This is a genomic window from Azospira sp. I13, assembly GCF_003112695.1.
Lineage (GTDB): Bacteria > Pseudomonadota > Gammaproteobacteria > Burkholderiales > Rhodocyclaceae > Azospira.
Genome location: NZ_BFBP01000003.1, coordinates 231,227 through 242,592, shown reverse-complemented (window position 1 = coordinate 242,592; position 11,366 = coordinate 231,227). Strand labels below are relative to the sequence as shown.

At 66.9% G+C, this 11,366-nt stretch carries 10 protein-coding genes; 9 read left to right on the top strand and 1 reads right to left on the bottom strand.

Going from position 1 to position 11,366, the window contains the following annotated elements:
* Window positions 1–250 precede the first annotated feature (250 nt).
* Complete coding sequence (locus AZSI13_RS03570; protein ID WP_109039803.1) at window positions 251–1,024, top strand: ferredoxin--NADP reductase; 774 nt, start codon at window positions 251–253, stop codon at window positions 1,022–1,024.
* A 166-nt stretch (window positions 1,025–1,190) separates the two neighbouring features.
* The gene (gene ald / locus AZSI13_RS03565) at window positions 1,191–2,276 is read left to right on the top strand and encodes an alanine dehydrogenase (protein WP_109039802.1); all 1,086 of its coding nucleotides are present in this window, start codon (window positions 1,191–1,193) and stop codon (window positions 2,274–2,276) included.
* 394 nt (window positions 2,277–2,670) lie between these two features.
* On the opposite strand, the gene AZSI13_RS18290 is transcribed toward ald, so the two are convergent.
* Window positions 2,671–3,780, bottom strand: coding sequence for a methyl-accepting chemotaxis protein (locus tag AZSI13_RS18290; RefSeq protein ID WP_109039801.1), 1,110 nt, complete (start codon window positions 3,778–3,780; stop codon window positions 2,671–2,673).
* Between the two features lie 362 nt (window positions 3,781–4,142).
* Between AZSI13_RS18290 and AZSI13_RS03555 the strand changes: the two genes are divergently transcribed.
* The 7 genes from AZSI13_RS03555 (at window position 4,143) to AZSI13_RS03525 (ending at window position 11,049) form a co-directional block, all read left to right on the top strand.
* The gene (locus tag AZSI13_RS03555) at window positions 4,143–5,033 is read left to right on the top strand and encodes an EAL domain-containing protein (RefSeq protein WP_235609646.1); all 891 of its coding nucleotides are present in this window, start codon (window positions 4,143–4,145) and stop codon (window positions 5,031–5,033) included.
* A 183-nt stretch (window positions 5,034–5,216) separates the two neighbouring features.
* The gene (locus tag AZSI13_RS03550) at window positions 5,217–6,263 is read left to right on the top strand and encodes an ABC transporter substrate-binding protein (protein ID WP_109039800.1); all 1,047 of its coding nucleotides are present in this window, start codon (window positions 5,217–5,219) and stop codon (window positions 6,261–6,263) included.
* Window positions 6,260–7,069, top strand: coding sequence for an ABC transporter ATP-binding protein (locus AZSI13_RS03545; RefSeq protein ID WP_109039799.1), 810 nt, complete (start codon window positions 6,260–6,262; stop codon window positions 7,067–7,069). Before AZSI13_RS03550 ends, AZSI13_RS03545 begins: the two co-directional genes overlap by 4 nt.
* 48 nt (window positions 7,070–7,117) lie before the next feature.
* Window positions 7,118–7,972, top strand: coding sequence for an ABC transporter permease (locus AZSI13_RS03540; protein ID WP_109039798.1), 855 nt, complete (start codon window positions 7,118–7,120; stop codon window positions 7,970–7,972).
* A gap of 11 nt (window positions 7,973–7,983) precedes the next feature.
* Window positions 7,984–9,207: an SCO family protein gene (locus AZSI13_RS03535; RefSeq protein ID WP_109039797.1), complete on the top strand. Its 1,224-nt coding sequence runs from the start codon at window positions 7,984–7,986 to the stop codon at window positions 9,205–9,207.
* On the top strand, window positions 9,194–10,201 hold the full coding sequence (locus tag AZSI13_RS03530; RefSeq protein ID WP_109039796.1) for a CoA transferase subunit A: 1,008 nt from the start codon (window positions 9,194–9,196) through the stop codon (window positions 10,199–10,201). Before AZSI13_RS03535 ends, AZSI13_RS03530 begins: the two co-directional genes overlap by 14 nt.
* Window positions 10,201–11,049 carry a CoA-transferase subunit beta gene (locus AZSI13_RS03525; protein WP_109039795.1) on the top strand — a complete coding sequence of 283 codons (849 nt, stop codon included), beginning with the start codon at window positions 10,201–10,203 and terminating at the stop codon, window positions 11,047–11,049. Before AZSI13_RS03530 ends, AZSI13_RS03525 begins: the two co-directional genes overlap by 1 nt.
* Window positions 11,050–11,366 lie beyond the last annotated feature (317 nt).

The window sequence follows — 11,366 nt, the reverse complement described above, 5'->3', positions numbered from 1 at the left end:
TGTGCCAAGTGTATTACGTTGGCAAGGATCGCGCCGCGCAGGGCATCACACATCAACGCAGCGGGTCGGGAACTGGCCGACCTTATTTCCGACTAAATTAGTAAGAATTAGATTCTACAGCCCTTGCCGGTGACTTAGCCGGCCCGGTGCAGCGGGGTTCTTTTGAACGCTGGACCCTTTTCAACATTTCCGCCTGCGTCTGTGATGCAGCCGGTCACGCGGGCCAAGCCCGCCCAGGGAGACGAAAGCCATGGAAGCCACGGCAAAATACTCGGTGGAGCGCATCCTCTGGATCCAGCGCTGGACGGATAAGCTGTTCTCCTTCCGTCTGACCCGGCAGCCGGGCTTTCGGTTCATCCCCGGCCAGTTCGTCCGCCTCGGCCTGCCCGATGGTCAGGGCAGTCTGGTGTGGCGCCCCTACTCCATGGTTTCCGCCACCTACGACGACTACCTGGAGTTCTATTCCATCGCCGTGCCCGACGGCCAGTTCACCTCCCGCCTGGCCCGTCTCGGCGTGGGCGACGAAGTGGCGGTGGACCGCAGCATCTGGGGTCACCTCACCACCGACCGCTTCCAGGACGGCGACCACCTCTGGATGCTCGCCACCGGCACCGGCCTGGCCCCCTTCCTCTCCATCCTCAACGACGCTGCGGTCTGGCGGCAATATGCCCGGTTGGTGCTGGTGCATAGCGTGCGCCAGGGGGCCGAGCTGAGCTACCGGGAATGGCTCGACGCCCTGCCCCACCACCCTCTGGTGGGGGCCTGGGCCGAGCGCCTGCACTACCAGCCGGTCGTCACCCGGGAAGCCTGGCCCGGCGCCCTGGGGCAGCGCATTCCCGAACTGCTGGCCAATGGCGGGCTGGAGGCGGCCATCGGCCTGCCCCTGGATACGGCCCGCTCGCGCCTCATGGTCTGCGGCAACCCGGAGATGGTGGAAGACACCCGGCGCCAGTTGCAGGCTCGGGGCTTGGTACTGGCCAAGCGGGGCCAGCCCGGCCAGGTGGCGGTGGAAAATTCCTTCTGATCCCGCCTTCTGACCCGGTTTCCCTTCCACGCCCCGCCCGCCCCCTGCCGAGACCGCTCATCCGCCATCGCTTATCCCCCCTGAGCCGCCCCGCCCCTGCGCCGTGCCAGCGCCTTGTGGCACACTGAAAGCCCGAGCCCGCCCGGGCCCTTGTCGGAGAACCGCCATGCGCATCGGCGTACCCAAGGAAATCAAGGTCCATGAATATCGCGTCGGCCTGGTGCCCGCCTCCGTCGGCGAACTCACCGCCCGGGGCCATGCCGTGCTGGTGGAACAGGGCGCCGGCGCCGCCGTCGGCTATGACGACAATGCCTACGCCGCCGCCGGCGCCACCATCGTGCCCGACGCTCCGGCGGCCTGGGGCGCCGATCTGGTGGTCAAGGTCAAGGAACCCCAGCCCCTGGAATTTCCCTACCTGCGCCCGGATTTAACCCTCTTCACCTACCTGCACCTGGCGCCGGACCCGCGCCAGGCCAAGGCCCTCTGCGATTCCGGATGCACCGCCCTGGCCTACGAAACCGTCACCGATGTCCATGGCGGCCTGCCCCTGCTGGCCCCCATGTCGGCAGTGGCCGGACGCATGGCGGTGCAGGTGGGCGCCCACTGGCTGGAAAAGGCCCAGGGCGGCCGGGGCGTGCTGCTGGGGGGCGTGCCCGGCGTGCCGGCGGGCCATGTGGTGATTCTCGGCGCCGGCGTGGTGGGCAGCCACGCCGCCCGGGTGGCCGTGGGCCTGGGGGCAGAAGTGACGGTGCTGGACCTTTCCCTGCCCCGGCTGGAGGCCCTGGACCGGGAATATCCGGGCCGGGTGCGCACCGTGGCCGCCACCCGGGAGACCATCGAAGCCTATGCCCTGCGCGCCGACCTGCTGGTGGGCGCCGTGCTGGTGCCCGGGGCAGCGGCGCCACGGCTGATCAAGCGGGAGCTGCTGGCCCGCATGAAGACCGGCAGCGTCATCGTGGATGTGGCCATTGATCAGGGCGGCTGCGTCGAGACTTCCCACCCCACCACCCATGCGGACCCGACCTATGTGGTGGATGGCGTCATCCACTACGGCGTCGCCAACATGCCCGGAGCGGTGCCCCGCACCTCGGCCCAGGCCCTCAACAACGCCACCCGCCCCTTTGTCCTGGCCTTGGCGGACAAGGGCTGGCAGCAGGCGGTGGCGGAAGACCCGCACCTGGCCCAGGGCCTCAATGTGAGCGGCGGCCGGCTGGTGCATCCCGCCGTGGCAGCGGCCCTGGCCGGGAACTGAAGCGGCGAGCTGGCGGGGTCAAGCGGGTTTAGGCCGGGTTGGGCAGGGGCTGGCCGCATCCAGCCCGCTGCCTGGCCCGCTCCATTTTTCGGGGCAAACCCGCGATTCCCGTCACCCAAGTCCACCTCCGTCGCGGCGATGACCTTGCTGCCATTGCCCGCCCGGGGCGTTCCTACGGTTGCCCGGTTTTCAGTTCACTCTTCGCGCTTCCCTTTTCGCACTTCCTACTTCCCGCCTTCCAGTTCCCAGTCAGGATTCACGATTCCTGGTTTCTGGTAGCGGCTCCCCAATCCCCGGCTACGCCTTCACCCACACCTCCCCGCAGAGGCAATAGGGACGCCATTCTTCCCCACCCCATGGTGAAGAAGCGCGCCCCGCTTGCCGCTCCGGGCCGTCAGCCTGGAGATCCGCCCAGGGCGTGGGCCAGCATGGGGCCCATGCCTGCCATCACCGTCTGGTTGGCCGTTTCCATGGCGGCCAGGGCTTGCAGGGCTTCCTCGGTGCGGCCGTCGTAATACAAGGCCAGGGCCTGGCGGGCCCGCTGGTGCACTGCCCGGTGGGGCGATTCCAGGGCGCCGTAGCCGGGCAAGCGGGCGAAGCGGGCTTTCACTTCGCTATCGTAGTACCAGCGGCCCAGGCGGCATTCGGTTTCGTCCGGCACCTGCTCGGGGCGCAGGCGGGAGAGGCCGAGGAAAACCTTGTACACCTCCAGCTTGAGGCTCAGTTCTTCCAGGTTGGCCAGTTCCACGTTGGCGAGCAGGGCAGCGCCATCCACATTGGCTTCCATGGCGGCGGAGAGGGCCTGCAGGGCTTCCATGCTGCGCATGGCGGCTTCGCTGTCGGCAGCGAAGCGGGCGGCCTTGTCGGCCCCGGCCTGCATGGCGCCGTGGGCGGCCCCGGTTTCCTGCTGGATGGTGCCCACCAGGGTACCGATTTCCAGGGTGGCCCGGGTGGTGCGCTCGGCCAGCTTGCGCACTTCGTCGGCCACCACGGCAAAGCCCCGCCCGGCCTCGCCGGCCCGGGCGGCCTCGATGGCGGCGTTGAGGGCCAGCAAGTTGGTCTGGTCGGCGATTTCCTTGATCAGCTGCACGATGCCGCCGATTTCCCCGGCCCGCCGGGCCAGGTCTTCCACCCGGCGGGAGGAATCCCCCAGGTGGGCCACCAGGGCATTGAGGTTGTCGGCGATACGGGCGAAGCCTTCCCGGTTGCTCTGGGCCTGGGTTGCTGCTTCGGCGGCGGCGGCCTTGTCCTGGTTGAGGTGGCCGGCCAGGCCCTGGAAGGACTGGCTGACGCCCCCCAGGGAAGCGCCGAAGGCTTCCAGGCTGCCGAAAACCCGCTCCAGGTCCTGCCGTTCCCGGGCCCCGGCTTCCGCCTGGGCCTGCCACTGCGCCGCTGCTTCGCGCCATTGCGCCGCTTCGGCCCGGGCTTGTGCCAGGGCCGCCTCATGCTGTCGGGCCGCCTGCTGCGTTTCCGCCTGATGCCGTTTGTTGCTGATCCAGAACATGGTTCACTCCTGAAATTACCCGACTAATTTTGTCGGGATTTAATAGTTGACCATTTTACTCAACAACTCAAGCCCGGAATTGACTCAGGCTAAAAATTCCCTCAGGCGACTTTTAATTCCCATGCGGAATAAGCAAACGACTATTGATTCTTTTTGACTATTACAAATCCTGACTAAAGTGCCGGCATCGCTCCCCAGACAGGAGAACACCATGCACCGCTGGAATCGCCCCGGGCCTTGTCGAATGTGCCTTACGCCCTCGTCCGCCCCGACCTTGACGCTGCCCTCAGCCTCAGTTTCCGCCTTCATTTCCGCCCTCATTTCCTCCCTATGCCAGGCGCTTCGCGCCGCCGGAGAAGACCATGCCCTTGACCGATCTCGTCCATTACCTGAACGACCGTAACCGCAACCAGTACGGCCCCCACCTCAGCCCCGGCGATTCCCTCAGCCTCGCCGACAACCGGGTCACCGGCCGTTTTGCCGGCCTGACCCTGGATAGCGCCTATCAGCCCATCGTCCATGCCCGCAGCGGCCGGGTGGATGGCCACGAAGCCCTGCTGCGGGCCACCGCCCCCGATGGCGGCGCCATTCCCCCCGAAGCCGTGTTCGTCCTGCCCACCGACGGGGAGGAAATTGTCTTTCTCGACCGCCTGGCCCGCACGGTGCACGCCCTCAACTACCTGCTGCTGGCCCGCAATGCCGGCGGCGACCTGTACCTGAACATCCACCCGCGCCACCTGCTGGCCATTTCCGGCGACCACGGGCTGGTCTTCGAGGCCATCCTCAAGCGCCTGGGCCTGACGCCCGAGCGGGTGGTGCTGGAAATCCTCGAAAGCGCCATCGACGATTCCGGCCGCATCAAGGAGGCGGTGGCCAATTACCGTTCCCGGGGCTACCGCATCGCCATCGACGATTTCGGCCGCCACCACTCCAACTTCGACCGCCTGTGGCAACTGGAGCCGGACGTGGTGAAGCTGGATCGCTCCCTCATCGCCGAGGCCAGCAGCAACCCCAAGGCCCGGCGCGTGCTGCCCCGGCTGGTGGAGATCGTGCACGATCTGGAGGCCAAGGTGGTCTTCGAAGGCATCGAGACGGAAGCCCAACTGGCCATCGCCCTGGATGCGGGGGCCGATCTGCTCCAGGGCTACTACCTGGCCCGACCCGAGCGCCATTGCCTGGATACCAGCACCCAGCTGGTGAACGTGGCCCTGGGTGGGCCGCTGCTGGCTCCCCGGGAACGGCAGGCCGCCTAGTCCCAACACCCCGCAGCCGCCGCTGACCCGGCGCGGCTGCGTGCTTGCAGCCCTGCCCAGGGCTCTCCACGTTCTTTATATAACCAATTTAACTACGCAAATCTAAATTCGTTATTTTTCAGTTATTAAACACCCCACTACCATGGGGCCACTGATTTCTTTCCCATTCTGCTTGGAGCCTTCATGAAAACTCGAACCCTCCGCCTCATCACCAGCCGGCTGCCCCAGCGCCTGCTGGCCGCCCTGGCCGTGGCCGCCGCCGCTGCCGGCGCTCAGGCCGAAACCCTCAAGGTAGGCCACCTGCCCGTCACCGGCCACGCCAAGTACTTTGTCGCCCAGGAACAGGGCTTCTTCAAGAAGGAAGGCCTGGACGTGGAACTGGTGGAATTCCAGAACTCCGCCGACGGCATCAATGCCGTCATCGCCGGCAAGCTGGACGTGGGCACCTTCGGCACCACCGCTCCCCTGCTCTTCTACTCCAAGGGCTCCGACATCAAGATCATCGGCGGCATCATGGGCCAGGATGCCGCCCTGGTGGTCAAGCCTGAGCTGGCCGGCACCATCCGCAGCATCAACGACCTGAAGGGCAAGAAGGTCGCCACCGTGCGCCTGGCCTCCGGCGATGCCGTGCTGCGCGGCGCCCTGAAAGACGCCAAGATCAACTGGAAGAGCGACCTGCAGATCTTCGAACTGAAGAACCCGCCCGCCGTGATCGAAGCCGTGAAGTCCGGCCAGGTGGATGCCGGCCTGGTGTGGGGCCCCCATGATCTGCGCGCCGAGCAGCAGGGCCTGAAGATCGTCGTCCGCTCCGGCGACCTGTCCCCCGGCCACCCCTGCTGCCGCGTCATTGTCACCGGCAACAAGCTGAAGGAAGCCGCCACCCTGGAGCACTTCCTGCGCGCCGTGCTGCAGGCCGAGAAGTACGCCGCCGAGCACCGCAAGGAAACCATCGACGCCATCGCCAAGTACATCAAGCTGGATCGCGCCATCCTGGAGAAGGGCTACTACTCCCCCAACCTGGAACAGCGCAGCGACCCCAACGTGAAGGGCGTGGAGAAGTTCTGGCTGTCCATGATCGGTTCCGAGTTCATCGAGGGTAAGCGCCCCCTGGCCCCCATCTTCGAACTCTCCCTCTACCAGAAGGCCCTGGAATCCCTGATCAAGGAAAACCCGAAGGACGCCTTCTACCAGGCCCGCCTCAAGGAATTCAAGGAAAGGGACGCCCTGTGAGCCACGCCGCCCAGACCAAGAACAGCGGTCTGGCGGTGGATAACGTCTCCTTCGCCTATGGCGAGGGAGACGCCATTCTCCGCAAGGTCGCCCTGGAGGTGCCCGAAGGGCAGTTTCTCACCCTGCTGGGGCCTTCCGGCTCCGGCAAATCCACCCTGCTGCGCCTCATCGCCGGCCTGGAAAAGCCCACCGACGGGCGTCTGGCCTGGCAGGGCGCCACCATCAGCGGCCCCGGCATCGACCGGGCCGTGGTCTTTCAGAACTACTCCCTCTTCCCCTGGCTGAAGGTGGAAGACAACGTGGCCCTGGCCGTGGCCAAGGCCCACCCCAAGCTCTCCCGTAGCGAACGCCGGGATAAAGCCCGGGATTATCTGGGCAAGGTGGGCCTGGCGGATGCCGCCGGCAAATACCCCTTCCAGCTTTCCGGCGGTATGCAGCAACGCGCCGCCATCGCCCGGGCTTTAGCCCTGGAAGCGCCCGTGTTGCTCATGGATGAGCCCTTCGGCGCCCTCGACCCGATCAACCGGGGCAAGTTGCAGGACCTGCTGCTGGAAGTGTGGCAGAGCACCAGCCCGCGCCGCACCATCGTCTTCGTCACCCATGACGTGGATGAAGCCCTCTACCTGGGGGACCGGGTGGCGGTGCTGGGGGCCTCCCCCGGCCGGGTGCTGGCCCAGATCGGCGTGCCATTCGAGCGCCCGCGCAACCGGGCCCGTCTCTTCGCCTCCCAGGACTTCCACGCCCTGCGCGAAGAGATCGCCGAACTGCTGGATGCAGACGTGCTGTCCGGCCTCGCGGCAGCCTGAACAGCGGCCCGAGACACAACGTACTGAACTGATGTGAAGGAGAAATCCATGTCCGAATCCATTGCCCTGGAAGGCGAGGCCCTGGCCTCTTCCCTGGTGGACAAATCGGCCCAACCGGGCAAATCGAGCCCGCCGGGCGCCCTGCTGGCCAGCCTGCGCTCCCGCCTGCCGGCCTGGGAAGCTGTCGTGGTCTGGGCCGTGCTGTTCCTGGCCTGGCAGGGCTCCACCCTGTTCATCGACCAGACCACCAACCCCCTGCTACCCGGCCCCCGCATCGTTGGCGAAGCCCTGTGGGACTCCCTGCCGGAACTGTGGAAGGGCACCGTTTCCTCCTTCTTCATCCTGGTGCCCGGCTACGCCCTGGCTGTGGTGGCCGGCGTGGTGCTGGGCCTCCTGGCCGGCGTCATTCCCGGCATCGGCCGCGGGCTATTCCCCTTCGCCAAGGTGGCGGCGCCCATTCCGCCGACGGTGTACATCCCCTACGCCATCGCCGTGCTGCCCACCTTCCACCTTTCCGCCACCTTCGTGGTTTTCATCGGCGCCTTCTGGCCCGTCTTCCAGAACGCGGCTTCCGGCGCCCTGGCGGTGGAAGGCCGGCACCGGGACAACGCCCGGGTGCTGGGCTTCTCCCGCCTGGAAACCCTGGTGAAGGTGGTGTTCCCCGCCAGCCTGCCCCACATTTTCTCCGGCATGGCGGTGGGCCTGGGCTTCTCCTTCATTCTGCTCACCGTGGCTGAACTGTTCGGTGCCAACGCCGGTCTGGGCCGCTTCGTGCAGTACTACGCCGATTTTGCCGACTACCCCCGCATGGTGGCCGGCATTCTCTACACCGGCCTGGTCACCTGGCTGGCCATGACCGGCCTGGACAAGCTGCGCCACCGGGCCCTCTTCTGGGTGCGTTGAGAAGGCTCCCCATGCTGTCCCTGTCTCGTTCCTTTGGCCGGCTGGGCCCGCGAGTATTCCTCGCGGCCCTCCTGGCCGCCCTGACCTCCCTGGCCCCGTCCCTGGCGGGCGCCGGGGAGGGGCAGTCTTCTCCCCGCTTTTCTCCCCTCTTCTCCCGGGAAGCCGACGACCTGCGGGCCGAAGCGCAAGCCGCCCGGGCCGAAGGCCGGAAGCTGGCCATTGCCTTTACCCTGCCCGACTGTCCGGGCTGCCGCGAAATGGAGCGTACCGTCTTCCAGGATTCGGCCGTCGCCCCCCGCTTTGCCCGGCAATTCCGCCCCATCAAGCTGGACTTGGCGCGCAGCGCGCCCATCATCGACTTCAATGGCCAGCCCATCCCGGCCACGGATTTCGCCCGCCGCTTCGGCGCCTTCGCCACGCCCTCCTTCGCCTTCTTCGACGGCCGGGGGGAATTCCTCTATCGCCATACCGGCACCCTGGTGGCCGCCGATTTCAAGCGCCTGGGCCGCTTCGTCGCCCAGGCCGAATACGAGCTGCGCCCCTTCGCCGCCAGTGCCACCGGCGCTGCCGGTGCAACGCGTGCCAATGCCCGGGCCGATGCGCCCCGCCTCAAGGCCGAGCCGCCCGCCGCCACCCTGCCCCGCCGCCCGGACATCCAGCTCACCGACGCCCAGGGCCGGCCGCGGCGCCTGGCGGACTTTCACGGCCAGGTCGTGGCGCTGGCCGTTGGCTACAGCCAGTGCCCGGATGTCTGCCCCACCACCCTGGCCGAGCTGAAGGCTGCCGTGGAAGCCCTGCCCGCTGCCCGCCGCAGCCGGGTGCAAGTGCTCTTCGCCACCCTGGACCCGGAGCGGGACTCCCCGGCCCTGCTCAAGGACTACGTGGCCGCCTTCGCCCCCCATGGCGGGCGCCCCTTCGTGGCCCTGCGGGGCGATGGCCCGGCCACCGCCGCCTTCATCCGGGAACTGCAACTCGTGGCGGAACGCCAGCCCTCCGCCAGCATGGGCTACACCCTGGACCACACCGCCGGCGTCTTCCTTTTCGACCAGGCCGGCGTGCTGCGCGGCCTCTCGCCCTACGGCCAACCGGTCAGCGCCCTGGCCGCCGACCTGGGCCGGCTGGCGAGCGAGCCCCAGTCCCGGTATTCCCAACATCGCTCCACGGCCGGACCTACCGTCACGGCCGCCCATGACACGCATCTCTCGCGAGGAAACCCGCATCATGTCCAGCAATAAACTCCTCACCCTGGCCGAGGCTGCCCAGCGTTACGCCGGCGACGGCATTCAGTACGCCAGCGGCGCCGGCCTGCCGGTGGGGGCCGACGCCATCGCCTTTGGCCGCGAACTGGTGCGCCAGGGCCGCCGCAACCTGCACGCCCTCTTCCACTGCAATACCCAGCAGCTCAACCTGCTGGCCGCCGCCGGCACGGTGGACAAGGCCGAGGTGGGCTTCTCCGGCCTGGAAGGCTTCGGCTTCGCCAACGGCCTGCGCCGCGTCGTCGAAGAAGGCAAATTGGCCCTGGAGGATTACTCCAACCTGGCCATGGCCCTGCGCTTTTTGGGCGGCGCCCTCAACTGGCCCTTCGTCCCCGCCACCACCTGCATCGGCTCCGACATTCAGCACCGTAGCGCCTTCGCCCCGGAGCAATACCCGGCTATCGGCAAGATCCCGGAAATTTCCGACCCATTCTCCGGCCGCACCCTGGGCGCCTATTCACCCCTGAAGCCGGACCTGGCAGTGATTCACGTCACCCTGGCCGACCCGGAGGGCAACGCCATCATGATCGGTTCCGAATGGAGCCGCTTCGAGCTTTCCCGGGCCGCCAAGCGGGTGGTGCTGGTGGCCGACCACATCGTGGACACGGACTGCATGCGCCAGTACCCCAACCTGGTGCGCATCCCCGGACTCATCGTGGATGCCGTGGTGTGGTGGCCCTTCTCCGCCTGGCCCGCGGCCTCCCCCGGCGTGCATGATGTGGACGAAGCCCACATGAAGCTGATGAACGAATGGCTGGCCACGGAAGAAGGCACCTTCCGCTACATCGACCGCTACATCTTTTCCTACCAGACCGTGGATGCCTACCTGAACCTCATCGGCCAGGACGTCATCTCCAGGCTGGAAGACAGCCCCACCCGCTTCCTCCTGGACCCCTACCGCCAGTGGATTCTCGACCGGGCCAAGGTGGAGCAGCTGCAAGCCGAAAATCACATTCTCAAGAGGGCTGCCTGATGAGCACCGCGACCGCAACACGTGCAGATACCACCGAACGCAAGGGCCCCCTGCGCTATTCCCGCCAGGAAATGATGGCCATTGCTGCCGGCCGGGAAATCAAGGACGGTGAACTGGCCATTTTCGGTGTCGGCCTGTCGCTGCTGGCCGGCTTCTTCGCCCAGGAACACCACGCCCCCAACGTGCGCTCCATGACCGAAGGCGGCATCTACGGCGCCACGCCCATCGGCGGCCTGCCCTGGGGCATCGAGTGCAACCGCCTCTCCGCCAACGCCACCAGCTTCACCGGCGGCCTGGATGCCCTGGGCTTCCTTGTCGCCTCCGGCCGGGTGGACGTGGGCCTCATCGGCGCCGCCCAGGTGGACAAGTTCGGCAACGTCAATACGACAGGCATCTGGGACCGCAGCAAGGGCAACGGCCTCGGCGAAACCTACACCCCGCCCAAGACCCGCCTCACCGGCGCCGGCGGCGCCAACGACATCGCCTGCGGCGCCAAGCGCACGGTCATCATGGTCACCCATGAACCGAAGCGCTTCGTGGACGAGGTGGACTACATTTCCTCCCCCGGCTACCTGGAAGGCGGCGACGCCCGGGAACGCTACGGCTTCGTCGGCGGCGGCCCCGCCGCCATCGTCACCACCCTGGGCATCCTGCGCCCCCACCCCGAGACTAAGGAGTTCTGGCTCGACGCCTACTACCCTTTCTCCAGCGTGGATGAAGTGCGGGCCAACACCGGCTGGGACCTCAAGGTTTTCCGCCACGCCCGCATGATCGCCCCGCCCACCGTGGCCGAAGTTGAAGCCCTGCGCCGGGTGGATGTGACGGGGATGTTGCGGCGGGAGAAGTAGCCCCAGGACGGAAGCTTAAGAGACGGTCCCTGCTGGTGAGGGGCGTCAGAAAAATAAAAGGCGCTGATTTCATGCAGAAATCAGCGCCTTCTTATTTCAGCAAACGGAAAATCCGGGAAATCGGCTTAGCAGCCCTTTGTCGGATCAGACTGCTTATCGGCCAAAGCCGACCTTGGGCGTCCGGCCGAAGTCGGGTTGCAATCTACAGGTTATCTACTGTTCAGCCCGGACAGCCGTGAACGGCAGCTTTCTCGTCCGACGAACGCGCACGACCCCAAGCAGCCATTCGGCCATAGATGCCTTACACCGTCTCCAGC

Coding starts and splice junctions, on each gene's coding strand:
- AZSI13_RS03535 (WP_109039797.1), top strand. CDS start 7,984: ATGCTGTCCCTGTCTCGTTCCTTTGGCCGGCTGGGCCCGCGAGTATTC.
- ald (WP_109039802.1), top strand. CDS start 1,191: ATGCGCATCGGCGTACCCAAGGAAATCAAGGTCCATGAATATCGCGTC.
- AZSI13_RS18290 (WP_109039801.1), bottom strand. CDS start 3,780: ATGTTCTGGATCAGCAACAAACGGCATCAGGCGGAAACGCAGCAGGCG.
- AZSI13_RS03540 (WP_109039798.1), top strand. CDS start 7,118: ATGTCCGAATCCATTGCCCTGGAAGGCGAGGCCCTGGCCTCTTCCCTG.
- AZSI13_RS03555 (WP_235609646.1), top strand. CDS start 4,143: ATGCCCTTGACCGATCTCGTCCATTACCTGAACGACCGTAACCGCAAC.
- AZSI13_RS03530 (WP_109039796.1), top strand. CDS start 9,194: ATGTCCAGCAATAAACTCCTCACCCTGGCCGAGGCTGCCCAGCGTTAC.
- AZSI13_RS03550 (WP_109039800.1), top strand. CDS start 5,217: ATGAAAACTCGAACCCTCCGCCTCATCACCAGCCGGCTGCCCCAGCGC.
- AZSI13_RS03570 (WP_109039803.1), top strand. CDS start 251: ATGGAAGCCACGGCAAAATACTCGGTGGAGCGCATCCTCTGGATCCAG.
- AZSI13_RS03525 (WP_109039795.1), top strand. CDS start 10,201: ATGAGCACCGCGACCGCAACACGTGCAGATACCACCGAACGCAAGGGC.